At 63.2% G+C, this 25,716-nt stretch carries 24 protein-coding genes; 15 read left to right on the top strand and 9 right to left on the bottom strand.

The window, feature by feature from the left end:
* Window positions 1–212: 212 nt before the first annotated feature.
* Together BMY84_RS20590 and BMY84_RS20585 are read right to left on the bottom strand one after the other, a co-directional pair.
* Window positions 213–1,070 (bottom strand): SMP-30/gluconolactonase/LRE family protein, encoded by an 858-nt coding sequence (locus BMY84_RS20590; protein ID WP_093086187.1) that lies wholly within the window; start codon window positions 1,068–1,070, stop codon window positions 213–215.
* Window positions 1,070–2,215: an aldose epimerase family protein gene (locus BMY84_RS20585; protein WP_093086186.1), complete on the bottom strand. Its 1,146-nt coding sequence runs from the start codon at window positions 2,213–2,215 to the stop codon at window positions 1,070–1,072. The genes BMY84_RS20590 and BMY84_RS20585 overlap by 1 nt, the downstream gene beginning before the upstream one ends.
* Window positions 2,216–2,340: 125 nt before the next feature.
* Here BMY84_RS20585 and BMY84_RS20580 point away from each other — a divergent pair, with 125 nt between their 5' ends.
* Window positions 2,341–3,648 carry a sugar MFS transporter gene (locus tag BMY84_RS20580; RefSeq protein ID WP_093086184.1) on the top strand — a complete coding sequence of 436 codons (1,308 nt, stop codon included), beginning with the start codon at window positions 2,341–2,343 and terminating at the stop codon, window positions 3,646–3,648.
* A 111-nt stretch (window positions 3,649–3,759) separates the two neighbouring features.
* Window positions 3,760–4,128 (top strand): gamma-glutamylcyclotransferase family protein, encoded by a 369-nt coding sequence (locus BMY84_RS20575; RefSeq protein ID WP_256215333.1) that lies wholly within the window; start codon window positions 3,760–3,762, stop codon window positions 4,126–4,128.
* A gap of 68 nt (window positions 4,129–4,196) precedes the next feature.
* On the opposite strand, the gene BMY84_RS20570 is transcribed toward BMY84_RS20575, so the two are convergent.
* On the bottom strand, window positions 4,197–4,616 hold the full coding sequence (locus BMY84_RS20570; protein ID WP_143075110.1) for a hypothetical protein: 420 nt from the start codon (window positions 4,614–4,616) through the stop codon (window positions 4,197–4,199).
* A gap of 137 nt (window positions 4,617–4,753) precedes the next feature.
* Window positions 4,754–5,518 (bottom strand): FadR/GntR family transcriptional regulator, encoded by a 765-nt coding sequence (locus BMY84_RS20565; protein ID WP_177204105.1) that lies wholly within the window; start codon window positions 5,516–5,518, stop codon window positions 4,754–4,756.
* Between the two features lie 205 nt (window positions 5,519–5,723).
* Between BMY84_RS20565 and araD1 the strand changes: the two genes are divergently transcribed.
* From araD1 to BMY84_RS20500, 13 genes are all read left to right on the top strand, one after another.
* Complete coding sequence (gene araD1 / locus BMY84_RS20560) at window positions 5,724–6,716, top strand: AraD1 family protein (RefSeq protein WP_093086180.1); 993 nt, start codon at window positions 5,724–5,726, stop codon at window positions 6,714–6,716.
* Window positions 6,717–6,721: 5 nt separating this feature from the next.
* A complete protein-coding gene (locus BMY84_RS20555) occupies window positions 6,722–7,648 on the top strand; it encodes a Gfo/Idh/MocA family protein (RefSeq protein WP_093086178.1) in 927 nt (308 codons plus the stop codon).
* Between the two features lie 47 nt (window positions 7,649–7,695).
* On the top strand, window positions 7,696–9,264 hold the full coding sequence (locus tag BMY84_RS20550) for an alpha-N-arabinofuranosidase (protein WP_093086177.1): 1,569 nt from the start codon (window positions 7,696–7,698) through the stop codon (window positions 9,262–9,264).
* A gap of 76 nt (window positions 9,265–9,340) precedes the next feature.
* Window positions 9,341–10,372, top strand: coding sequence for an arabinan endo-1,5-alpha-L-arabinosidase (locus BMY84_RS20545; RefSeq protein ID WP_093086175.1), 1,032 nt, complete (start codon window positions 9,341–9,343; stop codon window positions 10,370–10,372).
* A gap of 47 nt (window positions 10,373–10,419) precedes the next feature.
* Complete coding sequence (locus BMY84_RS20540; protein ID WP_093086293.1) at window positions 10,420–11,847, top strand: glycoside hydrolase family 43 protein; 1,428 nt, start codon at window positions 10,420–10,422, stop codon at window positions 11,845–11,847.
* 250 nt (window positions 11,848–12,097) lie between these two features.
* Entirely contained in the window at window positions 12,098–14,998 is a 2,901-nt protein-coding gene (locus BMY84_RS20535; RefSeq protein WP_093086174.1) for a TonB-dependent receptor, read from the top strand.
* A 115-nt stretch (window positions 14,999–15,113) separates the two neighbouring features.
* Window positions 15,114–17,156 (top strand): MGH1-like glycoside hydrolase domain-containing protein, encoded by a 2,043-nt coding sequence (locus BMY84_RS20530; RefSeq protein WP_093086172.1) that lies wholly within the window; start codon window positions 15,114–15,116, stop codon window positions 17,154–17,156.
* Window positions 17,157–17,244: 88 nt separating this feature from the next.
* Window positions 17,245–17,916, top strand: coding sequence for a TetR/AcrR family transcriptional regulator (locus tag BMY84_RS20525; RefSeq protein ID WP_093086171.1), 672 nt, complete (start codon window positions 17,245–17,247; stop codon window positions 17,914–17,916).
* Window positions 17,917–18,183: 267 nt separating this feature from the next.
* Window positions 18,184–19,359, top strand: coding sequence for an amine dehydrogenase large subunit (locus BMY84_RS20520; protein WP_093086169.1), 1,176 nt, complete (start codon window positions 18,184–18,186; stop codon window positions 19,357–19,359).
* Between the two features lie 2 nt (window positions 19,360–19,361).
* Complete coding sequence (locus BMY84_RS20515; RefSeq protein WP_256215339.1) at window positions 19,362–19,904, top strand: MauE/DoxX family redox-associated membrane protein; 543 nt, start codon at window positions 19,362–19,364, stop codon at window positions 19,902–19,904.
* 1 nt (window position 19,905) lies between these two features.
* Window positions 19,906–20,508 carry a methylamine utilization protein MauD gene (locus BMY84_RS20510; protein ID WP_093086168.1) on the top strand — a complete coding sequence of 201 codons (603 nt, stop codon included), beginning with the start codon at window positions 19,906–19,908 and terminating at the stop codon, window positions 20,506–20,508.
* Window positions 20,509–20,531: 23 nt separating this feature from the next.
* A complete protein-coding gene (locus tag BMY84_RS20505; protein WP_093019154.1) occupies window positions 20,532–21,077 on the top strand; it encodes a methylamine dehydrogenase light chain in 546 nt (181 codons plus the stop codon).
* A 155-nt stretch (window positions 21,078–21,232) separates the two neighbouring features.
* Window positions 21,233–21,766, top strand: a complete 534-nt coding sequence (locus tag BMY84_RS20500; protein ID WP_093086166.1) for a cytochrome C — start codon at window positions 21,233–21,235, stop codon at window positions 21,764–21,766.
* A gap of 155 nt (window positions 21,767–21,921) precedes the next feature.
* Here BMY84_RS20500 and BMY84_RS29375 read toward each other — a convergent pair whose 3' ends face one another.
* The 5 genes from BMY84_RS29375 to BMY84_RS20480 form a co-directional block, all read right to left on the bottom strand.
* Window positions 21,922–22,245, bottom strand: coding sequence for a hypothetical protein (locus BMY84_RS29375; RefSeq protein WP_143075109.1), 324 nt, complete (start codon window positions 22,243–22,245; stop codon window positions 21,922–21,924).
* 226 nt (window positions 22,246–22,471) lie between these two features.
* Window positions 22,472–22,822: a transposase gene (locus tag BMY84_RS20495; RefSeq protein WP_093086165.1), complete on the bottom strand. Its 351-nt coding sequence runs from the start codon at window positions 22,820–22,822 to the stop codon at window positions 22,472–22,474.
* Window positions 22,823–22,829: 7 nt separating this feature from the next.
* Window positions 22,830–23,024 carry a hypothetical protein gene (locus BMY84_RS20490; protein WP_093086163.1) on the bottom strand — a complete coding sequence of 65 codons (195 nt, stop codon included), beginning with the start codon at window positions 23,022–23,024 and terminating at the stop codon, window positions 22,830–22,832.
* A gap of 407 nt (window positions 23,025–23,431) precedes the next feature.
* Window positions 23,432–24,109: a FadR/GntR family transcriptional regulator gene (locus tag BMY84_RS20485; protein ID WP_093086162.1), complete on the bottom strand. Its 678-nt coding sequence runs from the start codon at window positions 24,107–24,109 to the stop codon at window positions 23,432–23,434.
* Window positions 24,110–24,151: 42 nt separating this feature from the next.
* Window positions 24,152–25,498: a GntT/GntP/DsdX family permease gene (locus BMY84_RS20480; protein WP_093086160.1), complete on the bottom strand. Its 1,347-nt coding sequence runs from the start codon at window positions 25,496–25,498 to the stop codon at window positions 24,152–24,154.
* Window positions 25,499–25,716 lie beyond the last annotated feature (218 nt).

Genomic DNA, 25,716 nt, shown 5'->3' with positions numbered 1-25,716 from the left:
CGGGCAAAAAATGTCCCGGACGACCATGACGCGTGCAGTTCGCCAGTGGGCCGTCCGGGATCGCAACGTCGCCTTACTTGGAGAGGTATGACAACGTTGTCCCGGCGATCTAGAAGATTCGCGCGTCCAGTGCAACAGCATTTATGCGCCGGACAAAAGAAAGGGCGCGGTCGCCCTGTAGCAACCGCGCCCCTGACATCACCACAGGAAGATCAGCCCGCGTAAAGATGCGTCGGCAAGCCGCGCACGCCGCTTTCCACCTCGAAAAAGCCGCCATCATAAGGCGTCGGATCGTCCAGTCCGATCGTCGCGCTGCTCACGAACATGCGGTCCAGATTCGGCCCCGCGAAAGTAATGTTAGTCACCTGCCGCGCAGGCATGGCGATGGCGCGGTCCAGCTTACCCTCGGGCGTGAAGCGGCTGATCCGGCTGCCACCCCAATGGGCGACCCAGATATGGCCTTCTGCATCCACGGTCATGCCGTCGGGATAGCCATCCTCCTCGCCGAACTGGATGAACGGCTCGCGCTCGGTCGCGCCTTCCTCCGTGCGGCGGAAGCGGTACATCTGCTTCCTGGCGGTATCGCTATGGTAGAGCCACTGGCCGCAGGGCGAGAAGCAAGGGCCGTTAGGCACGCGATAGTCGCTGTCCACCACGGTCCAGTTCCGATCGGGCGCCAGACGATAGAGCGCGCCGCGATCATGCTCTTCGCTCATATCCATCGTGCCGCACCAGATATGCCCCTGCGCATCCGCCTTGCCATCATTCATCCGGTTGCCGGGGAAATGCGGTTCCGGATTGCCGAACGACGTGATGGTCAGCGGATCGAGGCTGATTTCGGCAAAGCCGCTCTGGAAGCCGCCGATGAAGCCGCCGACCGTGCGCTCCGCTACCCAGCCCAGCGGCTCGGGCATGGCGAAACGCTCGATCGCGCAGCTATCCAGAGACAGCCGGTTGAGTGCCGGGGCCAGGATATCGACCCAGTAGACGGCGTTGCCGCGCGCCGACCAGAGCGTCCCTTCCCCCAGCGTGTCCGCGACGTCACGCTCGATCAGCCGCCACTCCGCCATCAGCGCGCCACCGACAGGCGATAGATCATCTCGTGATGATAGGGTTTGCCGGGATCGACGCGGGCCGACAGGAAGCTCGGCTGATTGGGCGAATCCGGGAATTTCTGCGGCTCCAGCGCAATGCCGTCGCCCATGCGGTACACATGGCTCTGCTTGCCGATGAAGGTGCCGTCCAGGAAATTGCCGGTATAGAATTGCACGCCCGGTTCGGTCGTCAGCACTTCCAGCACCCGGCCCGACACCGGATCTTCCAGCCGCGCGGCCAGTTCCGGCGTCTTGGTCAGCCCCTTGTCGAGCGCGAAATTATGATCGTAGCCGCGCCCGGCGATGATCTGCGGATCACGACCATCGCGCAGCCCGTCGGCGATGCGGCGGGGCGTGCGGAAATCGAACACGCCGCCTTCGACCGGCTTCAGTTCACCGGTGGGGATCAGGTTGGCGTCGACCGGGGTATAGGCCTTGGCCGGGATCGTCAGCAAATGGCCCATCGCGCCATCGGGCGACCCCTCACCGCCCAGATCGAAAATCGCATGGTTGGTCATGTTGACGATGGTCGGCTTGTCGGTCTTCGCGTCGAAGACGATGCCCAGATTGCCGCTTTCATCCAGCGTATAGGTGACGGTCACGTCCAGCTTGCCCGGATAGCCCGACTCGCCGTCCGGGCTGGTCAGGCCCAGCACGACGCTGGCCTTGGGGCCGCTCTTGAGCGACACGACCTTCCACACCTGCTTGTCGAAGCCCTTGCCGCCGCCGTGCAGCGAATTGACCTTGTCGTTCAGGGGAAGCTGATAGCTGTTCCCGTCGAGGCTGAACTTGCCGCCCGCGATCCGATTGGCATAGCGACCCACGGTCACGCCGAAGAAGTTGGGATGCTCGACATAATCCTTCAGGTCGTCATAGCCCAGCAGCACGTCGGCGCTCTTGCCGTCCTTGCCGGGGCCGACCAGCGACTGGAGCGTCGCGCCATAGGTCAGGATCTTCGCCGACACGCCCGCGCCGTTGCTGAGCGTGATTGTTTCGATCGCCGCGCCATTGGCGGTGCCGGCCGGCGCACGGCTGGCGTCGGCCGCAAAGGCGGTGCCGCTTGCCAAGGACAGGAGCATGGCGCATGACAACGCTGTTTTAAAATCGACGACCTTTCGCATGGACTTCCTCCCGTAAAAACGCGCGCCCATTGACGGGCGGTTACGGGGGATATACTCCGACAAAATAAGCAGGCGCAACCCTTGATCGGGTCGCATGCTACTGGAACTGCACTGGAGAAGGATGAATGGCAGGACCGATCTCGTCAGGCGCTGCGCCCGTCGCAACGCATAACCCCGGCACACGCTACGGCCCTGCCCTCGCGCTACTTGCCAGCCTCTTCTTCATGTGGGGCTTCATCACCGTCATCAACAATACGCTGCTGCCCCATCTGCGCAGCGTGTTCGACCTCAGCTACACCCAGACGACCCTGATCGAATCGGTCTGGTTCATCGCCTATTTCGTGGCGTCCATCCCTTCGGCCAAGCTGATCGAACGGGTCGGCTATCAAAAGTCGATGGTCACAGGCCTGCTCATCATGGCAGCCGGCGCGCTGGGCATGACAGTCGCGGCGTCGATCCCCTCCTATGGCGTGACCCTGGTCATGCTGTTCGTGATCGCCAGCGGCATCACCCTGCTTCAGGTCGCCGCAAACCCCTATGTCGCGGTCGTCGGCAAGCCTGAAACCGCCTCCTCGCGCCTCAACCTGGTGCAGGCGATGAACTCGGCGGGCACCATGCTGGCTCCGATGTTCGGCGCCTATCTGATCCTGGGCCGGTCGAAGGGCGGCACGGCGCAGGGCGAAGTCGTCCTGACGCAGGCCGAACGTCTGGCCGACGCCCAGTCAGTCGTTCTGCCCTATGTTATCGTCGCGGTCGTTCTGGCAGTGCTGGCCATCGTCATCGCCCGCTTCCCGCTGCCGGCCATGGGCAACGCGACGCAGCGCCACAACAAGGAAGAGCGCAAGAAATATTCGCTCTGGAACCACCGTAATCTGGTGTTCGGCATCCCCGCGATCTTCATCTATCTGATCGCGGAAATCGGCGTCGCCAACCTGTTCATCAACTTCGTCAGCCAGCCAACCATCGCCAATCTGACGCATGAGCAGGCCGGCAATTACCTGACCTTCCTGTGGGGCGGGATGATGGTCGGTCGCTTCGCGGGTTCGGCAATCATGCAGAAGTTCGACGCGGGCCACGTCCTCGCCGCCTTCTCCATCGGCGCCTTCATCGTGATGATGGTCACCGTCTTCACCACCGGCCCCGTCGCCATGTGGTCGCTGATCCTGGTCGGCCTGTTCCATTCGATCATGTTCCCGACCATCTTCACCCTCGGCATCAAGGGGCTTGGCCCCCTGACCGAAGAAGGCTCCGGCCTGCTGATCATGGCGATCGCCGGTGGCGCGCTGGTGGTGGTGCAGGGCTATCTGGCGGACCATTATGGCCTTCAGACCAGCTTCCTGCTGACCGCCGCCTGCGAACTCTATGTCCTCTTCTACGCCCTGTGGGGATCGAAGACGACCCACGCCCTGCCCGATCAGCAGATCGCGGGATAAGGGGCGGAAGGTATAGCCCAAGACAGAAAAGGGCCGGAGCGGATATGCCGCTCCGGCCCTTTTTGCTTTGCGCCTCCCGCCCGTCGGCCTATCGCGCCAGCATCCCAGCGCATGAAAGACTCCGCCATGGCCGACATCCTGCTCTTTTCCTATGGCACGCTGCGCCAGCGCGAAGTGCAGATCGCCCTGTTCGGCCGCCCGGTCGACGGCACGCCGGATGCGATCCCCGGCTTTCGTCAGCGTATGATCGAAATCACCGATCCCGATGTCATCGCCAAGAGCGGCACGCGCTGGCACCCCATGGTCGAGCCAAGCGACGATCCCGCCGATGCGGTCGAAGGCCTGCTCTTCCGCCTGACCCCACAGGACATCGCCAGCGCCGACGCCTATGAGGTCGACTATGTCCGCCGCGAAGTGAAGCTGCGGTCAGGGCTGACGGCTTTCATCTACGGCGACAGGGATGCGCCATCACCCGCATAGCGCCCCGATGGCGGATTTGGGGCCAAGGTACTATTGCCTTGCGAAAGGCAAAGCCAATTTGCGGTCACTCAATCAGCGCTAATAGGCTCGATCCCTAGATCAATGCCCAAGCTGACCAAATCGGAGAGTAGGGTGCAATCAAACACCTCACCCCGTTCTCCTACTGTCCATGTGATGAACAAGTTGAGTGAGCCTCCGGTGGCCCGCAGTTCATGCAAGAACTCCCGCTTGGGAATAAGCGTAGCAATCCGACTGCGAAGGTGATCAGCCAACTCACCATCGGCACCAACACCAAGATCAAAGACACAAAAGGTCATATCGTAGTGCCCCGGCAACGGTGCGCCACGCAGCGTAGAGCGTGGCTCGCCCATCTTCGAGCTTCGCCGCACTGGGAGACCTATCTCGTGAATAATATCGTCTGGATCAGCATCCGGATGACGCACCTGAAGCGATATGCAATAACTGAAGCCCATAGCAGAGATAGACATGATCTTTCCGATGTCCACAATTGGGCACCGAGAAAATAGGCCAGCGTATCTTACTTTGGTCCTTTTGCGCCGAAGACACATGACATATTTACGAGGAACAGATGCACGCCACGCCAGCCAGAAACCGCTGCTGACCCCTATCCCCCCATCGCGCTGGCCGTATCCTCCAGCGCCAGATCGACCAGCACGCCCATCGCTTCGGCCGCCGCGACCGGATCGCCCGCCGCGATCGCATCATAGACGCGGACATGGTCGGGGATCGGATTGCGCGGCAGGGCGCGGGCGCGCTGCTTATATTGCGTCGTCCAGTTGACCGCCGCGCCGATGCTGGCGGTCAGCACCAGCAGCGCGTCGTTTCGGGTCGCGTTCAGGATCGCATTGTGGAAATCGCGGTCCGCCGCGCGCCCCGCCTCGGTCGCCAGCGTATGGCGGCGCATCGCGGCCAGCGCATCCTTCATGATCTTGAGGTCGTCCTTGTCGCGCCGCTGCGCCGCCAGCCGCGCGGCCGCCGGTTCCACGATCGCGCGCAGCTCGAACAGGTCGCGCACGAACTGCACGTCCGGCTCCCCGGCAAAGGCCCAGGCCAGCACTTCCGGGTCCAGCAGGTTCCAGCGATTGCGCGGCAGCACCCGCGTCCCCGCCTTGGGCCGGCTTTCCACCAGCCCCTTGGCGGTCAGCACCTGTATCGCCTCCCGATAGGCGCTGCGCGACACTTCCAGTTCCTCGGCAAAGGCGACTTCGCCCGACAGCGTGTCGCCCGGCTGATATTGCCCCGACAAGATCGCCATGCCCAGCTTGTGCGCGATCGCGCCGTGCAGCCGTCGCCCCGGACCTCGAACCGCCTTGGCGCTGCCTTCCTTGTCCGTCTCACCATCCTGCAAAGACGGATTTTCCTTTCCCATCACCGCTCCTCTCGCCTCACCCCAATAAGGCATATCCGTCGCTACAATAGAAGCATTGCCATTACCACCATCCTGTAATATGTCGGAGTAATTAGAAGATTCACCGTCGCCGCGCCGCTCCACCCGGAACGGCTCTTTTGGTGCGCGGGGAAGCGGCTTTTGACGTGTACGACGCCCGGCCGGGCGTGCGGGAGGAGAGATTTTCATGACATTGCGCCTGTTGCAGCATCGTTCGGACTCTGGCGAACGGGCCGTCATCGCCGCGCAGGGCGATGCCGCTCATTTCGTGCCGGGCTTCACCACCATCCGCGCTCTGGCGCTGCACGCGATCGCGCAGAAGATCAGCCTGTCCGCGGCCGTAGACGCCGCCGGCAAGGGCGATGCCGTCGACATCGCCGCCGAATTTGAGGCGAACCGCCTGCTCGCGCCGATCGATCATGAAGATGGCGCCCATGTCCAACTCACCGGCACCGGCCTCACCCATCTTGGCTCCGCCGAGGGTCGCGACAAGATGCACCGCGAAGCCGCCGCCGCTGAAAAGCTGACCGATTCGATGCGCATGTTCCTGGAAGGTCTGGAAGGCGGCAAGCCCGCCGCTGGCGAAACCGGCCAGCAGCCCGAATGGTTCTACAAGGGCGATGGCTCGCAGCTGGTCGGCCCGACCGATCCGCTCGTCATGCCCGCCTTCGCCAAGGATGGCGGCGAGGAACCGGAGCTGGCCGGCATCTATCTGATCGGCGAAGACGGCACCCCCTATCGCCTCGGCCTCGCACTCGCCAACGAGTTCAGCGACCATGTGACCGAGCGCCATAACTATCTGTGGCTCGCCCATTCGAAACTGCGTCAGGCTGCGCTCGGCCCGGAACTGCTGGTCGGCACGCCGCCGGAGCATATCGAAGGCGCCAGCCGCATCCTGCGCGACGGCGAAGTGATCTGGGAAAAGCCGTTCCTGTCGGGCGAAGGCAATATGTCGCACAGCTTCGCCAATCTGGAACATCATCATTTCAAATATGATCTGTTCCGCCGCGCGGGCGACGTGCATGTCCACTTCTTCGGCACCGCGACCCTGTCGTTCAGCGACGGCATCGTCCCGCAGGAAGGCGACGTGTTCGAAATCATCGCCGCCCCCTTCACCCTGCCGGTGCGCAATCCGCTCAAGCGCGCCGCCCCCGTTCAGGTCACCGTTCAGGCGCTCTGATTTCCATGGACCCGATCCGTATCGCGATCGTCGGCATAGGCAAGATCGCACGCGATCAGCATGTGCCGGCGATCCGGGGCAACAGCGCCTTCAGCCTGGCGGCGACCGTCAGCCCGCATGACGGGGGTCTGGACGGCGTGCCGCACCATGCCAGTCTGGACGCGCTGCTCGCCGAAGGACCGGCGGTGGATGCGATCGCGCTCTGCACCCCGCCGCAGGTCCGCTATGATCTGGCGACGCAGGCGCTGAAGAAGGGCGTCCACCTCTTCCTCGAAAAGCCGCCCGGCGCGACTTTGGCAGAGGTGGAGGCCCTGAAGGCGCAGGCCGACAAGGTCGGCGTCAGCCTGTTCGCCGCCTGGCACAGCCGCTTCGCCGCCGGGGTCGCCCCTGCGCGCGCCTGGCTGGCCGAACGGCGGATCGAGAAAGTGTCGATCATCTGGCGCGAGGATGTTCGAGTCTGGCATCCGGGTCAGGCATGGATCTGGCAGCCCGGCGGGCTTGGCGTGTTCGATCCGGGCATCAACGCCCTGTCGATCGTCACCCATATCCTGCCACGCCCCTTCTTCCTGAAGGATGCGACATTGGTGCTGCCGGAAAACCGCGCAGCGCCGATCGCCGCCGACATCGCCTTCCGCGACACGGCGGGCGCGCCGATCCACATGGACCTCGACTGGCGCCAGACCGGCCCGCAAAGCTGGGACATCGTCGTCGAAACCGACGCCGGCACGCTCAAACTGTCGCATGGCGGCGCGGTGCTGACCCTGCCCAGCGGCACGGAACATGGCGAGGATGTGGAATATGCCGGCCTCTATGCCCGTTTCGCCACGCTGATCCGGGGCGGCCGGTCGGATGTCGACACCAGCCCGCTGCGGCTGGTCGCCGACGCTTTCCTGCGCGGCACGCGAGAGACGACGGACGCCTTTCACGACTGACTTATCCAATATTCATTCACAATTTTATCCACAGGGAGAGGACGGACATGACAAAAACCTTGCGCCGCACCGCCACTGCGTTGCTGCTCTGCGCCAGCGCTCTGGCCTGGCAGCCGGCTCAGGCCGATACGGACGGCAAGCCGACCAGCGCCACCATCCACGCCGACAAGCCCGGCGCGGTCTATGACAAGCGCGTCTTCACCCAGTTTGCCGAGCATCTGGGCAATGGCATTTATGGCGGCCTCTATGTCGGCAACGACAAGTCGATCCCCAACACCAACGGCTTCCGCAACGATGTGATCGCCGCGCTCAAGAATCTGTCCGTGCCGGTCATCCGCTGGCCCGGCGGCTGCTTCGCCGACGAATATCATTGGCGTGAAGGCATCGGCCCGCAGAAGAACCGCCCGGTCAAGATCAACACCCATTGGGGCGGCGTGACCGAACCCAACAGCGTTGGCACCCACGAATTTTTCGAACTGCTGCGGCAGGTCGGCGCGGAAGCCTATATCGCGGGCAATGTCGGCAACGGCACGCCGCAGGAAATGGCGGAATGGGTCGAATATATGACCTCGCCCGCGGGCACGCTGGCGGACCTGCGCGCCAAGAACGGCCATAAGGAACCCTGGGCCGTCCCCTATTTCGGCGTCGGTAACGAGCTGTGGGGTTGTGGCGGCAATATGCGCCCGGAATTCGCGGCGGACGAAACCCGTCGCTACGCCACCTTCGTCAAGGCGCCGCGCGGCACCAAGATCATGAAGATCGCGGCCGGTGCGAATGTTGACGATTATAACTGGACCGAAACCATGATGCGCGTTGCGGGTCCGCAGCTCGATGGCGTTTCGCTCCATTATTATACGCTGCTCAACAGCCAGTTCCCGCCGATCGGCGATCCGTCCAACTTCGATGAGTCTGGCTGGGCCAATATCCTGTCCGGCGCGGTCCATATGGACGAGCTGATCACCAAGCATAGCGCGATCATGGACAAATATGATCCGGCCAAGCGCGTGTTCCTGGCGGTCGACGAATGGGGCACCTGGTATGCGCAGGACCCGGGCACGCATCCGGGCTTCCTTCGCCAGCAGAATACGTTGCGCGACGCACTGGTCGCCTCCATCCATCTCGACATCTTCGCCAAACATGCCGACCGCGTCCGCATGACCGCGATCGCGCAGATGGTGAATGTGCTTCAGGCGATGATCCTGACCGACGGCAAGAAGATGGTGCTGACGCCCACCTATCATGTCTTCGAAATGTACAAGCCCTGGCAGGATGCGACGGTGCTGCCGATCGACATCCAGTCGCCCTGGTATGCCAAGGATCAGTTCAATATGCCGGCCGTCAGCGGTTCGGCCGTGAAGGGCAAGGATGGCAAGGTCCATGTCGGCCTGTCGAACCTGGACCCGAACCAGTCGAACACCGTCACGGTGAAGCTGGACGGTCTGAACGCCGCGACCGTCACCGGCCGCATCCTGACCGCGCCGGCGATCAATTCGCTCAACAGCTTCGACGCGCCCGAAACCGTCAAGCCTGTCGCCTTCACCGGCGCGCAGGTCAGCGGCGGCACGCTGACCGTCACGCTGCCGGCCAAGTCGGTGGTCGTGCTGGAACTGCAATAACCTGTTTGGAGCGGGCGGTGGGTGGAATTACCGCCCGCTCCATCCCCTTGATGCGATGATGAATGGAGAGGCCCGCATGAAGCGGCAGACGCTTGTGACATTGCTGGGCCTCGCCCTCCTGACCGGCCCCGCCTGCGCGCAATCGGCGGCACAGCCTGCCGGAACGACGCTCAACAGCCAGTTGACCGGCGATCTCGTCCCCACCCATGATCCGGTCATCGCCCGCGAAGGCGACACCTATCATGTGTTCAGCACCGGCCATGGCAAGCGGCTGATCGAAACGCGCAGCTCGCCCGACCTCATTCACTGGACGGCGGGCGATCCGATCTTCACCGCCCTGCCCGACTGGGCGAAGCAGGCGATCCCCGGCAGCGACGGCATGTGGGCGCCCGACATCAGCTATGTGAACGGCCGCTATCGCCTCTATTATTCCGTCTCGACCTTCGGCTCCAACCGCTCCGCCATCGGCCTCGCCACCAGCCCGACGCTGGACCCCAAGGCGAAAAATTATGGCTGGCGCGACGAAGGCCTCGTCATCCTGTCCACGAAGGACGACGACTATAACGCCATCGACCCCAATTTCATCATCGACCGGGATGGCCGCCACTGGCTGACGCTGGGCAGTTTCTGGACCGGCATCAAGCTGTTCGAACTGGACCCGAAGACCGGCAAGCCCAAAGATCCGCAGGCCAGGCCCTTCTCCATCGCCCGCCGCCCTGCCCCGGCCGGTGGCCCGGCCCCGGTCGAGGCGCCCTTCATCGTCGACCATGGCGGCTATTACTGGCTGATGGTCAGCTATGATTATTGCTGCAAGGGCGTGAACAGCACCTATTACACCGTCATGGGCCGGTCGAAAGCGATCACCGGCCCCTATCTGGGCAAGGATGGCAGCCCGCTGATGGAAGGCGGCGGCACCATCTTCCTGCGCGCCGATCTTCAGGAACAGCAGCGCTTCCGTGGCCCCGGCCATGCCGGCTGGCTCCACGATAAGGATGGCAAAGACTATGTCGTCTACCATGCCTATGACAAACAGGCGAACGGCGCCCCCACCCTGCGCATCGCGCCGGTACGCTGGGGGGCTGACGGCTGGCCCCAGGCCGATTATTGACCTAATTGTCTGATTATATTTCCATGCCGCATTTCGGAGAGACTCTGATGCCCTTCACCCTGTCCCGCCGTGGCTTCATCGGCAGCGCCGCCGCGCTTTCGGCCGCGCCGGCGATCGCCCGTACCGCTTCGGCCGAGGCGGCCGCGCCGGTGCCCGGCAACCCGCTGGTCAAGCAGCGCGCCGATGCGCAGGTTTTCCGTCATGATGACGGCTATTATTATCTGACCGGCTCCGTCCCCGAATATGATCGCCTGGTCCTGCGCCGGTCGAAGACGATCGCGGGCCTTGCCACCGCCAAGGAAGCCGTGCTGTGGCGGCATGAGGCGAGCGGCCCGCGTTCCGGCTTCATCTGGGCGCCCGAACTCCACCAGATCGACGGCAAATGGTATATGTATTTCGCCGCCGGCCCCAGCGGCGGCGGGGACGATGTGTTCCGCATCCGCACCTATGCCGTGGCCTGCGACGGCGCCGATCCGATGACCGGAAAATGGAGCGTGCTGGGCGAATTTCAAGCGCCCTGGGACAGTTTCAACCTCGATTCGACCAGCTTCGTGCACAAGGGCGTCCGCTATTTCGCCTGGGCCCAGAAGGAGCCGGGCATCGACACCAACAGCAATCTCTATATCGCCAAGCTGGAATCCCCGCTGAAGCTGGCGACCGAAGCGACCCGCCTCACCGTCCCCACGCTCGACTGGGAAATACGCGGCTACAAGGTGGCCGAAGCCCCCGCCGTCCTGCATCGCAACGGCCGCCTGTTCATGACCTATTCGGCCAGCGCCACCGATGCGCGCTATTGTCTTGGCCTGCTGACGGCGGACGAAAATGCCGACCTGCTGGACGCCAAGAGCTGGACCAAGTCGCCGCAGCCGGTCTTCGTCACCAACAAAGCGACCAGCGTCTATGGCCCCGGCCACAACAGCTTCACCGTGGACGAACAGGGCCGCGACATCCTCGTCTATCATGGCCGTGACTATGAGGCGATCCAGGGCGACCCGCTGTTCAACCCGGATCGCCACACCCGCGTCCAGCGCCTCTATTACACGGCCGACGGCACCCCCGATTTCGGCGTGCCGGTCGGCAATGGCCCGCTGCCGGAACGCTTCATTTCGTCCACCAACCCGGCGCAGTTGATGGCCCATGACGGTACGCAGTTGATGCTGGGCAATCCGTCGCTGGCGCAGACCCAGTTCCGCCAGACGCCCGGCCGCGCCGGCGCGCGCAGCGTGATGCTATCCCCCATCCTGATGCCCGATCATTATCTGGTCGCCGGCAAGGACGGATCGCTGAGTCTGCAACCTGACAGCAAGAGCGCGGATTTCGCCCTCCGCAGCCAGTTCGTGCGCTTCGACGAAAAGACGCTGCACGCCGCGCGCTTCGTGTCGATCGCCGTGCCGGGCAAGGCGATCGGCAATGCCGCAGGCCAGCTGACGCTGGTGGCGAGCCGTGACCCCAGCGCATGGTGGCATCTCGACTGACAACTTAAGTCTGACTATTCAATGGCAAACGAGCGCCCCGCCACCAGCGAGGCGCTCGTTTTTCTTTGCCAATGTAGCGGAGACGGGTGGAAAAAGGCCGCGATTTCTGGATGCGGCATTAATATCACATTTCGACATATTTCATATGCCCCGCGCAAAAATTCCCTCTTGCGCTTCATTTGTCGGAGCAATAATTAGTCCGAGTAATTCATGCATGGCGTATGGCGCCAGCTCAGGGGAGGATAGTATAATGGCCATCAAGCCAATCGCGCTCGGTTCCGCTTCCATTTTCGCATTGATGCTCGCAGGCGCCGCCCATGCGCAGGAAACGCCTGCCGCTGCCGCACCGCAGGTCGCCCAGAGCGATGACGAAGCCGCCGACATAGTCGTCACCGGCGTCCGCGCCTCCATCGTCGGTGCGCTCAACGTCCGCAAGCAATCCACCCAGATCGTCGATTCGATCGTGTCGGAAGACGTCGGCAAGCTGCCCGACAATAATGTCGTCGAAGCGCTCCAGCGCGTGACCGGCATTCAGGTCACCGACCGCGCCGGTGGCGAAGCGGCCACCATCTCGATCCGCGGCCTGACCGACCCGCTGACCACGCTCAACGGCCGCAATATCTTCACGGCCGCCGGCACGTCCTTCGCGTTGCAGGATATCTCGGCGAACCTCGTCAAGCAGGTCGACGTGTACAAGACCCGCTCGGCCGACCAGCTGGAAAGTGGCCTCGCCGGCCAGATCGACGTGCAGACCCGCCGTCCGCTCGATTTTGACGGCTTCACCATCTCCGGTCTGGCGCGCGGCATCTATTCGGAGCTGGCCGACAAGTTCAATCCCAACGTCGCCCTGCTCGTCAGCGACCGCTGGGAAACCGGCATCGGCGACATCGGCTTCCTGATCAACGGCAGCTACACCAAGGCCCAGTATCGCAACCAGAATCTCCAGGCCGGCGCGATGGTGCCGTTCCTGACTGCGAACGGTGCCCGCCCGCCCATCACGCCCGGCTCGTGCGGCGGCAACCCAGCCCCCTGGGGTGCTCTGGAGCGCCTGTTCACGCAGGACTGCCGTGCCGTGACAGCCGCCAACCCGCAGGGCAATCTCTGGACGCCCGGCCTCGACGCCGGCCTCTCCACGGCGGCTGGCTCCACCCTAAATATCAACGGCGTGGAAGTCCCCTACTATCTGTCGCGTGACGCCGTCATCGCGTCGGACCTCTATGGCAAGCGGGAGCGTCCCTCGATCAACGCCGCGCTCCAGTGGGCGCCCAATGACAGTTCGGTCTACACCGCCGAAGTCTTCTACACCGGCTTCCGCGGCGAAACCTTCAATAGCCTGCATTTCAGCTTCGCCGACTGGTGGGGCAATCTGCCCGCCGATGTCGCCAACAGCTTCGAACTGTATGAAGGTACGAACATCATCAAGTCGCGGCAACTGGGCGCAGTCGCCGGCTTCAACAGCGGCGACATGGCGACCAACAAGACCGACAGCTATGTCTATGCGTTGAACGCCAAGTGGGACGTGGGCGAACGCGGCAAGATCACCGCCGATGTCGCCTATCAGGACAGCAAGAACGAAACCTCCTTCTTCGCCATCCGTACGGATCGCGGTCCGCTCGACCTGGATATCGATTTCAACGCTGGCGGCGGCCTGCCCTCTTACAGCTTTGGCAATCAGGGTGTCCTGACCGACGCATCGGCCTGGACCGTCGGCAACCTGTTCGACAGCGGCACCAAGAATACCGGCAACGCGCTGACCCTGATGCTGGACGGCGAATATAGCTGGGACGAAGGCTTCCTGCGCCGCATCAAGGCGGGCTTCCGCTATGATAATCGCAATGCTGACAGCTATATCCGCGATCAGGGCGCTGGCGGTCTGGGCATCACGCTCGACGCACTGGGCGAAGGCACCCCCTTCACCAACAGCGGCTTCTTCGACGGTCGCGCCGATATTCCGACCAGCTGGGTGCTGGCCGATCCGCGCAGCATGAACAAGGATGCGATCCGCGCCCTGTATCGCGCAGCCTATCCGAATGGCGGCCTGCTCCTGTCGGATGAAATGACCTTCGGTCATGTCTTCGGCATCAACGAAACCAATCTGGCCGCCTATATCGTCGCCGATGGGGAAGCCGAAATCTTCGGCCGTCCGCTTCAAGTGCAGGGCGGCGTGCGGTTCGTGGCGATCGACACCCTCTATGATTATTTCGATCGCGGCAATGATTTCGCCCGGACCACCGTGTCCACCGGGTCGCAAAAATTCCTGCCGTCCTTCACGGCGCGCTACAACATCACCGACAATCTGCGCATCCGCTTCAACTATGGCGAAACGCTGCGCCGTCCGGCCTTTGGCGATCTCAATCCCAACCTGTCGCTGACGGGCGATCTGTCGCGCATCGGCTTCGGCACGGGCTCGGCCGGCAATGCCAATTTGCGGGCAACCCACTCGAAGAATTTGGACCTTGCAATCGAATGGTATTTCGAACGCAACAGCGCCATCTATGCGACGCTCTTCCAGCGGAAGATCAACGGCCTGGTCGTGCCGCTGACCGCGCGTGAGTTCGTCCCGGACAATTATCTGCCGCGCAACGAAACCTATACCGAATATTTCAACATCACCCGTCCGGAAAATGCCTCCAACGGCACGCTGAAGGGGCTGGAACTGGGCCTGACCTACTTCCCGACCTACCTGCCCGCCTTCCTGGACGGCCTGGGCTTCACCGGCAGCGCGACGATCCTGGATTCCGAACAGACGATCCCGGTTGTGAACAGCGAAGGTGAAATGACCGGCACCACCAAGTCGGCCTTCTTCGGCGTGTCGAAGCTGTCCTACAACGCCACGTTGGCCTATGATAAGGGTCCGATCGGTGCCCGCCTGTCCTACATCTGGCGCAAGGGCTTCCTCCAGAGCAATGAAGGCCGTTCCTTCGCCAACCCGATCGGCTTCTGGCGCGCACCGGAAAAGAGCCTGGACTTCCAGCTGACCCTGAATGTGAACGAAGATATCGGCATCACCTTCGACGCGGTGAACATCACCAAGGCGAAGCAGCAAAATTATTACAAGTTTGGCGATGTCGGCAATCCGACCGAGTTCAACTCCAGCACGCTGCTGATCGACCGGACCTTTGCTGTTGGCGTCCGTTTCAAGTTTGACTGAGTGCCCATGGGGCGCGGCGTCTCCTCGCTGCGCTCCATAACATGGCGGCCGTATCGGGATGCTCTCCAGTCCCGTTACGGCCGCCATTTTGTTTCTGCCAAAGGAGGGATGACAGATGCGCGCGATGAAGATGATCCTGCTGGCGGGAGCCGCCCTGATGGGCATCGGCGCTGCCTCCCCACCCCCTGCGATGGACACCGCCGCCATCGCCACGCAGCGCTTCGGCAATGACGCGCCCTGGTATCGCGACCGCATCCCCTTCTTCGAATCCGCCGACCCGACCATCGACGCCGTCTATTATTATCGCTGGCAGGTCTATCGCGGCCACCAGCGTGATCTGGGCGCGGAAGGCTATATCACCACCGAATTTTTCGACGATGTCGACTGGCAACGCCATCCCTATGCCAGCCTGAACGACGCCAGCGGCTTCCATATCGGCGAAGGGCGCTGGCTCAACGATCGCCGCTTCGCCGACGATTATATCAATTTCATGTATGGCAGCGGCGGCAATGACCGGCATTTCACCGATCATATGGCCGACAGCGTATGGGGCCGCTATCTGGTCGATGGCGATCGCGCCGACGCGGTGAAGCACCTGCCGGTCATGAACCATATCTATCGCCTGTGGGACGATAAATATGACTTCGACAAGGGCCTCTATTTCGTGGAGCCTTTGCTCGACGCGACCGAATATACCGTCTCCTCGATCGACGCTTCAGGCGGCAAGGACGGGTTCCGGGGCGGCGACGCTTTCCGCCCCTCGGTCAACAGCTATATGTTCGCCAACGCCCGCGCCCTCTCCAAGATGGCGGAAATGGCCGGGAACAAGGCGATGGCCGCCAACTATGCCGCCCGCGCCGACTCCCTGCAAAAGCGCGTCCTGACCGATCTATGGAGCGACAGGCTCAGCCATTTCATCGACCGCCACCAGTCGCGGCAGAATGACTTCGTCAAATATTGGGACCCGATCCGCAATCGCGAGCTGGTCGGTTATCTGCCGTGGATGTTCGATCTCGTCCCTGACGACGCCAAATATGCAGCCGCCTGGGCACATCTGCTCGATCCCGCCTCGCTTGCTGGCAAGGCCGGCATGCGCACGGTCGAGGCGAATTACGAATATTATATGCGCCAGTACCGCTATCTTGGCGACGCGCCCGAATGCCAGTGGAACGGCCCGATCTGGCCCTATCAGACGACGCAGGTGCTGCACGCCATGGCCAATCTGCTCGATCATTATAAGGCCGATGGCCCCGTCACCCGCAGCGCCTATATGCGCCTGCTGCGCCAATATGCCGCGCTCCACTATCAGGGCAGCGGCAAGGACCGGCGGCTGGATATCGAGGAGGATTATCATCCCGAAACCGGCAAGCCGATCGTCGGCCTCGACCGCAGCCACCATTATTTCCATTCCGGCTTCAATGACCTGATCCTGACCGGACTGGTCGGCATCCGCCCCCGCGCCGACGATGTGCTGGAAGTGAACCCGCTTCTGCCCGACGCTCGCGATCCGCAGGCCCTCGCCTGGTTCCGCGCGCAGGACATTCCCTATCATGGCCACAAGGTCGCCGTGACATGGGACGCCGATGGTAGCCACTACAAGCGCGGCAAGGGCCTGTCGATCGAGGTGGATGGCCGCGAAGTCGCCCGCCGCGACACGCTGGGCCGGGTCGAGGTGCCGGTCACGCGCGCCGCCACGCTCCCGATCGCCCGCCCGATCAACCGCGCTGTTCAGCTGGTGCGCGGCCAATTCCCCATGGGCTCCGCCTCCAGCAACACGGACGCCGAAAATGTCCATGACGCGATCGACGGCCGCGTCTGGTTCTTCCCCGAATTGCCCAATGGCTGGTCCTCCGCCCCCACCAAAGCCGCATCGCAACAATGGTATGCGATTGACCTCGGCAAGCCGGTCAATCTCGCCCGCGCCGAACTCGCCTTCTTCGCCGATGGCAAGGGGTTCGCGGTGCCGCAGGATTATCGCCTGCAAGCCTGGGTCGATGGCGACTGGCGCGACATCGCCAGCCCCAAGGGCAGCCCGGTCGCCAATGGCGTGACCGACATCCACTGGACGAAACGCCCGGTCAGCAAGCTCCGCCTGCTCTTCACCCAACCCGCCGGAAAGGCCATACGCCTGGCAGAAATCAAATTATTTGAAGGATAGACAACGAAGGACCGGGAAGAAGCCTCCATCCCCGGTCCATCTTTGCTGGCCAGCACGGGCAAGGAATGTTACACCGCCTGTCAAGGCAATGACGCAGCACCTCGCCCCTTCCCGCCCCGGCATCTATGCCCGCGGCACCGAAACGGTCGACGCCATATTGAAGGCGGCACTGGACGTGCTGATTGACGAGGGGGCTGCCGCCTTCACGATCCGCCGCATCGCCGCGCGTTGCGACATGAAGGTGGGCAATGTCAGCTATCATTTCCCGCGCAAGGAAATGCTGATCCAGGTGCTGCTGGACGAGCTGGTCGACAGCTATGGCAAGATGCTGGACGACCTCGTGCGCAAGCCGGGCCTGACCGCTGAAGAACGGCTGAAGCTGGTCATCATCCTGTGCCTCGACGATATCAGTTCGAAACGCACCACCCATCTCTTCACCGAGCTGTGGGCGCTGGCCAACCATGATGAATTCGTCGCCGACCGGGTGCAGGCCTTTTACGAGCGCGTGCATGGCGTGATCGGCGAATATGTCACCGCCATCAATCCCGATTTATCCGACGATGATGTCCGCACCGTCGCCCTGTTCATCAGCGCGACGATGGAGGGCGCCACGCCATTCCTGGGCCATGGCAAGCCCTGGGCCGACCGGATGCCGGCCTTCACCGCGCTCGCGGTGCAGTCTCTCATCCTGCTGGCCCGCACCGCGACTTCCAGCGACATCGCCGCCCTCGCTCCTGTGCGGGAACTCGAACCCGCTTAGGCGGCGTGGCGCCGTCAAACGGCAGATTTGTTGGGTGGTTTTCAATTGCCCCTCCCGCAAGCGGGAGGGGCTGCGAGACTTAATGAGCGCAGCGAGTTTAGTCGCAGCGGGGTGGGCATTTGCAACGTTGCGCTTGCCCACCCCACCTAACCATCTATCGCGCCGCAACATTTATTTATTGCCGGACCGTTTCACCCCCTTGACCGAATCTGGACAAGTGTCAAACCTTGTCATCGACGCAGCAGGCATCAAGGGGGATCAGCCAGCATGTCGACCACCAGTCGCAGGATTTTCGCCACCGCCCTTTCTGCCCTCCTGCTGGGCAGCGCCGCCATCGCCCATGCCGACCTTGCCGATACCAAGGCGTCGGTGGAGCCGGAAGAATCCGATGTCATGACCATCGATCCCCCCAAGCCGACATGGTTCTATGTCGACGGCGGGTGGGACATGCCGGGCACCAGCATCTTCGACGGCGAAAGCGGCAAGATGAAGGGCATGGTCGAAACCCGGCGCCTCGCCGACATGGCGATCGATCCGGCCGGCCAATATTATTATGTCGCCGAAACCATCTGGTCGAAGGGAGATCGCGGCACCCGGCAGGACATGGTGACCGTCTATGACAGCAAGACGCTGAACCTAGTCACCGAAATCGCCCTGCCCGGCCGCATCCTGATCGGATCGCGCAAGAATAATTTCATCGTCAGCGACGATGGCAAGACCGCCTATGTCTATGATTTCAGCCCGACGTCGGGCGTGAACATCGTCGACCTCGCGAAAAAGAAATTCACCGCCGCGATCGAACTGCCCGGCTGCGCCAGCCTGATGCCCAATCCCGGCGTCGGCTTCTCCGCCCTGTGTTCGGACGGATCGATCGCCACCGTCGCCATCAAGGGGACGAAGGGGGACATCACTCACACCGCGCCCTTCTTCGACGCGACCAACGATCCGATCTTCGACAATTTCGCCTATGACCGGAAGAAGAAGACCAGCACTTTCCTGACCTATACCGGCCAGATCTACACCGCCCAGATCAGCGCCGCGCCCACCGTGTCCGCGCCCTTCTCGATCCAGACGGCTGCCGGTGTCCGCGTCGGTGATTCCAAGCCGCTGGACGTCAACTGGTATCCCGGCGGGCGCCAGCCGATGGCGCTGCATCGCGCGACCGGCACCCTGTTCGTCCTGATGCACAAGGGCGAATATTGGTCGCACAAGGAATCCGGGACCGAAGTGTGGCAGGTCGATGTCGCCGCGCAGAAGGTGGTGAAGCGCTTCACGCTGAAAGACCCGATGAACAATATCGAAGTGTCGCAGACCGAAAAACCGCTGCTCTACATGAACGGCGAAAAGGGCGAGGCACTGGTGCTGGACGTCGCTACCGGCGAGGAAAAGCACAAGATCGAAAAGGCCGGCGGCAGCACCATCACCGTGCCGGAGGTCTATTGAGCATGGCCATTCCGGGGCTGACGCAGATGCTGGCCCTGTTCGGCCTGACCGCCGCGATCGCCATCGGCCTGCTGTTCCTGACAGCCGGCGTCGCCCAGTGGCGGCATCGCGCGCTGCTGCCCGGCGTGATCGCCAATTATCGCCTGCTGCCCGCATCGCTGGTCGGCCCGGCCGCCACGGCGCTGCCGCTGGTGGAGGTCGCGACCGGCGCCGCGCTGCTGATCGGGCTGCACCCGCTGGCGGTCGTCGTCGCCATGGCGCTGCTGCTGGTCTTTGCCGGCGCGATGGCGGTCAATATCCGGCGCGGACGCGGCCATATCGATTGCGGTTGCGGTCATGGCGCGCTGCGCCACCCGATCGGCTGGTCGCTGGTTGCCCGCAATATCGCCCTCGCCGCTTTGCTCGGCCTGCGCCTCGCCTTCGCGCCATCCTTCACCGCGATGGATATGGCTACAGCGCTGGCCGGCGGCATCGCCATCGCGCTGCTCTGCCTGCTGTTCCAGTCGCTGTCCGCACTGACCGCTTCTCCCCTCCATCGGAGATAATATGCTGACCTCGCTCATCCTTTCGCAGATCGTCTCCTGGATCGTCATCATCGGCCTGATCGTCGCGCTGCTGGCGCTGGCGCGGCAGGTCGGCGTGCTGCACATCCGCGTCGCCCCGGCCGGCGCGCTCGCCACCGCTGGCGGCCCGACCGTGGGCAGCGCCACTGGCCCGATCGCCACGCTCGACCTCAACGGCAAGCCGGTGACGATCGGCGGCCATGCCCATGGCGTGAAGCTGCGCCTGCTGCTGTTCGTCTCCGCCCAATGCCCGCTGTGCAAGGCGGTGATCCCGATGGCGACCAGCTTCGCGCATGCAGAGCGCGTCGCCCTGACCTTCGTTGGTGACGATGATGTCGCCGCCCAGCGCGCGATGATCGCGCAGCATGGGCTGGAAGGCTATGCCTTCGTCAACGGCCCCGAAGTCGGTCAGGCCTATGGCGTCGCCAAGCTGCCCTTCGCGGTGCTGCTGGATGGCGAAGGCGCGATCCTGTCCAAAGGGCTGGTCAACAGCCGCGAGCATCTGGAAAGCCTGATCATCGCGCATGAAATGGGCATCAACACGGTGCAGGATTATATCGGCAGCCTGAAGGCGCAGGCGGCATAAAATAGCAAGTGGGGGCAAGACCGATGAAAAAGTTCAATGCCGATGCGCTGGGGGAAAAGCTACTGCGCAAATTCGCCGGCGGCTCCTCGCGCCGATCGATGCTGACGCGACTGGGGGCCGCGCTGGTCGCCGCACCCGCCTTCCCGCTGCTGCCGGTCAGCCGCGCCGAGGCGGCCAAGCCCGACCGATCGCCCGAAGCGAAGACCAATTTCGCCCGCACCGCCCAGACCAAGGACGAAACCAAGTGCGACTATTGGCGCTATTGCGCGATCGACGGGGCGCTGTGCACCTGCTGCGGCGGCGGCATCCATAGCTGCCCGCCGGGCGCGGAGCCGTCCCCGGTCAGCTGGGTCGGCACCTGCATCAACCCGGACGATGGCAAGGCCTATCTGATCGCCTATCGCGACTGCTGCGGCAAACCCGCCTGCGGCCAGTGCGGTTGCGACAATACCGACCGCGAAACCCAGCTCTACATGCCCCAGCTCAACAATGACGTGATCTGGTGCTTCGGCACGACCAGCATGGAATATCATTGCTCGACCGCCGTGCTGGTGGGCGCCGCGAGCTGACACTTACCGTATTTTCCCGTTCGCTTCGAGCGAAGTCGAGAAGCGCTCGCGCAGCTTGTGCCTTCGCTTCTCGACCTTCACCTGTCCCGAGCGCTTGCTGCAAGCAAGCCGTCACGGGGCTCGAAACGAACGGATGGTGTGAGTAGATAAGACAAATGTCGGCCCCGGTTTCCCGCCTGTTCCGCCCGCTCCTTGGCTCCGCCCTGCTCCTGCTCGGCGCCACCGTGGGCCTGCGCGCCGCGCTGCCGCCGATGGGCCTGCTGCCCGCCGTGATCACCGACCCAGACATGGCCCGCGCCGACTATGTCGAACAATGCGCGGGCTGCCATGGCGTGAACGGCAGCACCGCGCCGGCCCAGTTGCCCGAACTGCGCGGCCGGGTCGGCTGGTTCCTCTGCACGCCACAGGCCCGCGCCTATCTCATCCGCCTGCCCAATGTCGCCAACAGCCGGATCAAGGATAATCAGCAACTGGCCGACATGATGAACTATGTCGTCTTCGGCCTGGGCGGCGCCAGCGCGCCGCCGGGCGCCGCCCCCTTCACCGCCGACGAAGTCGCGCGCGAACGCCAGCACGCCCTCTCCACCACCACGCTGAGCGCCGAACGCGCCCGCCAGGTCGAAGCCGCCATCCGCGTCTGCAAGGCTCCCGCCTCCCTCCGCCTGCTCTATCCGGGGCAGAAGGGGTAAGGGGGACGAGAACAGCAATTCTGACTTGGGTGATTGGCGGACGTCCCAGTTTTGTTGTTCCTTGTATCTATGCCTGAGGTCATGAATATGGCCTGGCACCATGGGATCGAGTGGCCGCCCGATCCCATGGCCACAGTGTCGAAGCCCATTGCCTTTCAAGTTCGTTCGACCGTCAGGCGTTTGGGACCGGCCTGCTTGTTACACTGCGACCGAACAGTAGGATGGTTGCCAATCGCACAGACAAAGTGATGCACATCGCGATCGGAGTAGATAGTTCGAGGGCATGGCTGGATGCGTGGAGTGTACCCAATCGTGCAACATGCTGTGCCAATGCGGCCGATGACATAGCTGATCTTGCAGATTTCGCGCGAAAACATGACGGCGATGACCCGCTGGAAGCGAGCGAGGGATGCAAAAAAGCTGCCCTCCTCCGGCTCTGGGCGCAGCGCATCGCGCGCGCCATCGGCAATCCGCGACACGCCCGCGCCTTCACGCAGGCGATCGGGGGCCAGGAAAAGACCGACCGCATGGAGAGCCGGTGCTGGCCTGGTTCACCGATGCTCGCAAACGCACGCCCACGCCGCCGCCCAGTCGCAACAGGCCAGTCTATAGCATAGAGCCTTTAACCGGACGCATATCGAGCAGCTTTGATGAAGTTCCAGCATTCTTCTGGGTATAGAGGTCACAGATATTTCCGATGGCCCGTCATAGTGCGTCGATGGTTCTGGCGCGGGTGCGGCGCAGACGGGCCTTGAGTTTAGCGAAGGCCATTTTGATCGGGTTTAGGTCGAGGCTATAGGTTGGTGTAGAGAGGGACCATGCGCATCTGGCGTTGAATATGGCCTTTGATTTTCCCCTTTTGTGGCTGGAGAGATTGTCGAGGATAACGACATCAGCAGGCCTGAGGGTCAGGGCGAGTTGAATTTCGAAGTGGGTTTCGAAGGTCGTGCGGTTCATGGGGCAGTCCATGACCCATGGCGCAGTCAGTCCGTCACAACGCAGGGCAGCGACAAATGTCTGGGTTTTCCAGTGGCCAAAGGGCGCTCGCGCCTTCAGGCGCTGGTCACGGCGCCCGTCCCCGCAGCTTTGTCATCTTCGTCGTGGTTGCCGTCTCGTCGATGAAGATCAGTCGATAGCCAGCTTCACAGCGCAGCTGGGACTTATCCCAAAATGACGCGATGCTGACCAAACGCGATTGCCCAGATGCAATGCGATCGACAATTTGCTCCCCGAGATCGGCTGAATAGGATTTCCCCATGATCCACCTTCCGATAAAGGTGGATCTCATTCTCGCCCCTCTGCGAATCCCCAGATTCCTATTTCACGTTCGATGCTCTGGAAGCACTGACCGCACGGCTACTCCATGCAACAAACGACTTTATGGTCCAGAAGCAGCGCCGATCAGCGACGTCAGATCCCCTTGCCATCGTTCAGATTAGCAAAGCATTGGCGTTACTTTCCCGACAGGCAAAAGACGCCAACGTAAGGATCTCACCGCGCATCACAGGCGATCCCCACTGACGCGCCTTCAATCGCACCATCAAACCATGGGATTGGGCGGCCATCCGATCTCATGGCATCAGGCCATACCCATGACCTCAGGCATAGATAAAAGGGGCAACAAAAGCCGCAACGTCTGCCAATCACCCAAACTACCTATCCCCCTCAAGGCATCAGCCGCCGCCGCCCTTCCCACAAATGCCAGCGCATCGCGAGCGCGGCGCCTTCGGAGTCTTGCGCGCGGATGGCGGCGACGATCTGTTCATGTTCGCGCAGCATGGTCGCGATAACCTCGGGCGGGCGGGAGCGGCTGATGTCGACGCCGGCGCGCATGATCTTGTCGACATCGGCGTGGAGCGCGTCGAAGGCGATCAGGAAGGCCGGGTTGCCGGTCGCTTCGGCAATGCGGCGATGCAGTTCCATATCCTCGGCATGGGCGGGTTCGCTCGACAGGAGGGCGGTGCGCAGCATCTCCATCCCTTCCTCGACATGCGCCATTTCCAGCGCGGTGCGGCGGGTGGCCGCGAGGCGCGCGGCTTCGGCTTCCAGCACGAAGCGGACTTCATAGCTGCCCAGCGTCGCGGGCAATTCGGTCGCCGGCATGAAGGCGGCGAGGCGCTGGGACGGGCGGCTTTTCACGAAGGAGCCGGCGCCCCGGCGTGCTTCGGTAATGCCGTCCGAAGCGAGGCGGACCAGCGCTTCGCGCACGATCGCGCGGGACACGCCGAACCGCTCCGCCAGCGCCGCCTCCGACGGCAGGCGGGCGCCGACTTCCAGATCCTGCACATTGATGATCTCGACAATACCGGCATAGGCATGGTCGGACAGCCGGGCCTGGCTCATCGGCGCACCTGTGGATCAACTTCCTGCATCGCCGTCTCCTAGTCAGAAGATGCTGCTGGCGACAAGCACCAGCAGCAGGCCCACGACCGCGACCACGGTTTCCATGATAGACCATGTCTTGAATGTGCCCGGCATGTCGGTGCCGAGATAGGATTTCACCAGCCAGAAGCCGGGATCGTTGACGTGGGAGAAGAAGAGCGATCCCGCGCCGATCGCCAGCACCATCCATTCCGGCTCCACGCCCGATGCCGCGACCAGCCCCTGCATCACGCCGGCGGTGGTGATGGTGGCGACGGTGGCCGATCCGGTGGCAAGGCGGATGCAGACCGACACGCCCCAGGCGAGCAGGATCGGCGAGATCGCGCCGCCAGCGGCAAAGCGGACCAGCAGGTCGGAGAGGCCCGCCGTCACCAGCACCTGCTTGAGCGCGCCACCCGCGCCGATCGCCAGGATGATGCCGCCGGCCGGCACCATCGCTTCGGACCAGATGGCGTTCTGGATCTTCGCATCGGTGATGCGGCGGCCGAACAGCAAAGGCAGCGCCACCAGCACCGCGATCAGCAGCGCGACGACCGGATCGCTGACCCAGCTAAGCCAGTGGAAATGCGGCGCGACGGCGGGCGGCAGCAGGGCCACTGCCTGCCCCGCGGCGATCAGCACCACCGGCAGCAGCACGGCCGCGAGCGCCCGGCCGACCGAGGGGGTGGCAACGTCCACCTTCACAGGGTCGAGCAGAGGCGGGTTGAGCTTGACGCCGGGCGCGGTGAAGCGGGCGAGCACGGGGCCGGCGATGATCGCCGTGGGGATGCCGACGATCAGGCCATAGACGAGAGTGAGACCGAGATTGGCGCCGAGCGCATTGACCGCGAGCAAGGGGCCGGGATGCGGCGGCACCAGCGCGTGGACGACCGACAGGCCCGCCAGCGCGGGCAGCATCAGGCGCAGCTTGGCGGTGTCGCCATTCTGCCCGGCGGGCAGCGCGGCGGCGGCGGACGCGACGATCGGCAGCAGCAGGACAAGGCCGGTTTCGAAGAAGAGCGGCAGGCCGATGACGATGGCGGTGAACAGGCTGGCCCAGGGGGCGCCCTTCACGCCGGAGATGCGCAGCGCGGAGCGGGCAAGGCCACCGGCCCCGTCCGACAATTGCAGCATGGCGCCCAGGCCAAGGCCCAGCGCCACCACCAGGCCGGTGCCGCCGAGGATGGCGCCAGCGCCCTTTTCCACCGCCTTGGCCGTGTCCTCCATCGGCAGGCCGGCGATCAGGCCGACGGTGAAGGCGCCACAGAGCAGGCCGACGAAGGGATGGAGTCGGCCGCGAATGATGAGGGCGATGGAGAGGGCAATGCCGATGACGGCAGCGATCAGCAGGCGATAGTCGGCAGGCGTCATCGGCGCGCCTCCTGACGGATCAGAACCGGTCCGCATGCTGCCGATCGACGAAATGGTAACGCCATCCCCACCCTCTCCCTGACTTTGTTCGATCGATGATCCGACAGACGAATCCCGAAAATCTGTTGGACAGCTTATACGCGGAATTTCGGGTTAAACTAGAATAAATCCCGATTTACGCGAATTTCCTCTTGAACCTGTCTGACTGATTCCACTAT

This window comes from Sphingobium sp. AP50 (assembly GCF_900109095.1).
Taxonomy (GTDB): domain Bacteria; phylum Pseudomonadota; class Alphaproteobacteria; order Sphingomonadales; family Sphingomonadaceae; genus Sphingobium.
This window is presented reverse-complemented; position numbering and strand designations above follow the sequence as displayed.

What these genes read in the sequence shown, in the direction of transcription:
- BMY84_RS20525 (WP_093086171.1), top strand. Translation starts at nt 17,245, where the DNA reads ATGACGCAGCACCTCGCCCCTTCCCGCCCCGGCATCTATGCCCGCGGC.
- BMY84_RS20530 (WP_093086172.1), top strand. Translation starts at nt 15,114, where the DNA reads ATGCGCGCGATGAAGATGATCCTGCTGGCGGGAGCCGCCCTGATGGGC.
- BMY84_RS20480 (WP_093086160.1), bottom strand. Translation starts at nt 25,498, where the DNA reads ATGACGCCTGCCGACTATCGCCTGCTGATCGCTGCCGTCATCGGCATT.
- BMY84_RS20500 (WP_093086166.1), top strand. Translation starts at nt 21,233, where the DNA reads ATGTCGGCCCCGGTTTCCCGCCTGTTCCGCCCGCTCCTTGGCTCCGCC.
- BMY84_RS20550 (WP_093086177.1), top strand. Translation starts at nt 7,696, where the DNA reads ATGACAAAAACCTTGCGCCGCACCGCCACTGCGTTGCTGCTCTGCGCC.
- BMY84_RS20575 (WP_256215333.1), top strand. Translation starts at nt 3,760, where the DNA reads ATGAAAGACTCCGCCATGGCCGACATCCTGCTCTTTTCCTATGGCACG.
- BMY84_RS20585 (WP_093086186.1), bottom strand. Translation starts at nt 2,215, where the DNA reads ATGCGAAAGGTCGTCGATTTTAAAACAGCGTTGTCATGCGCCATGCTC.
- BMY84_RS20490 (WP_093086163.1), bottom strand. Translation starts at nt 23,024, where the DNA reads ATGGGGAAATCCTATTCAGCCGATCTCGGGGAGCAAATTGTCGATCGC.
- BMY84_RS20580 (WP_093086184.1), top strand. Translation starts at nt 2,341, where the DNA reads ATGGCAGGACCGATCTCGTCAGGCGCTGCGCCCGTCGCAACGCATAAC.
- BMY84_RS20520 (WP_093086169.1), top strand. Translation starts at nt 18,184, where the DNA reads ATGTCGACCACCAGTCGCAGGATTTTCGCCACCGCCCTTTCTGCCCTC.
- BMY84_RS20545 (WP_093086175.1), top strand. Translation starts at nt 9,341, where the DNA reads ATGAAGCGGCAGACGCTTGTGACATTGCTGGGCCTCGCCCTCCTGACC.
- BMY84_RS20485 (WP_093086162.1), bottom strand. Translation starts at nt 24,109, where the DNA reads ATGAGCCAGGCCCGGCTGTCCGACCATGCCTATGCCGGTATTGTCGAG.
- BMY84_RS20510 (WP_093086168.1), top strand. Translation starts at nt 19,906, where the DNA reads ATGCTGACCTCGCTCATCCTTTCGCAGATCGTCTCCTGGATCGTCATC.
- BMY84_RS20535 (WP_093086174.1), top strand. Translation starts at nt 12,098, where the DNA reads ATGGCCATCAAGCCAATCGCGCTCGGTTCCGCTTCCATTTTCGCATTG.
- araD1 (WP_093086180.1), top strand. Translation starts at nt 5,724, where the DNA reads ATGACATTGCGCCTGTTGCAGCATCGTTCGGACTCTGGCGAACGGGCC.
- BMY84_RS20590 (WP_093086187.1), bottom strand. Translation starts at nt 1,070, where the DNA reads ATGGCGGAGTGGCGGCTGATCGAGCGTGACGTCGCGGACACGCTGGGG.
- BMY84_RS20555 (WP_093086178.1), top strand. Translation starts at nt 6,722, where the DNA reads ATGGACCCGATCCGTATCGCGATCGTCGGCATAGGCAAGATCGCACGC.
- BMY84_RS20515 (WP_256215339.1), top strand. Translation starts at nt 19,362, where the DNA reads ATGGCCATTCCGGGGCTGACGCAGATGCTGGCCCTGTTCGGCCTGACC.
- BMY84_RS20570 (WP_143075110.1), bottom strand. Translation starts at nt 4,616, where the DNA reads ATGTCTATCTCTGCTATGGGCTTCAGTTATTGCATATCGCTTCAGGTG.
- BMY84_RS20565 (WP_177204105.1), bottom strand. Translation starts at nt 5,518, where the DNA reads ATGGGAAAGGAAAATCCGTCTTTGCAGGATGGTGAGACGGACAAGGAA.
- BMY84_RS20505 (WP_093019154.1), top strand. Translation starts at nt 20,532, where the DNA reads ATGAAAAAGTTCAATGCCGATGCGCTGGGGGAAAAGCTACTGCGCAAA.
- BMY84_RS20540 (WP_093086293.1), top strand. Translation starts at nt 10,420, where the DNA reads ATGCCCTTCACCCTGTCCCGCCGTGGCTTCATCGGCAGCGCCGCCGCG.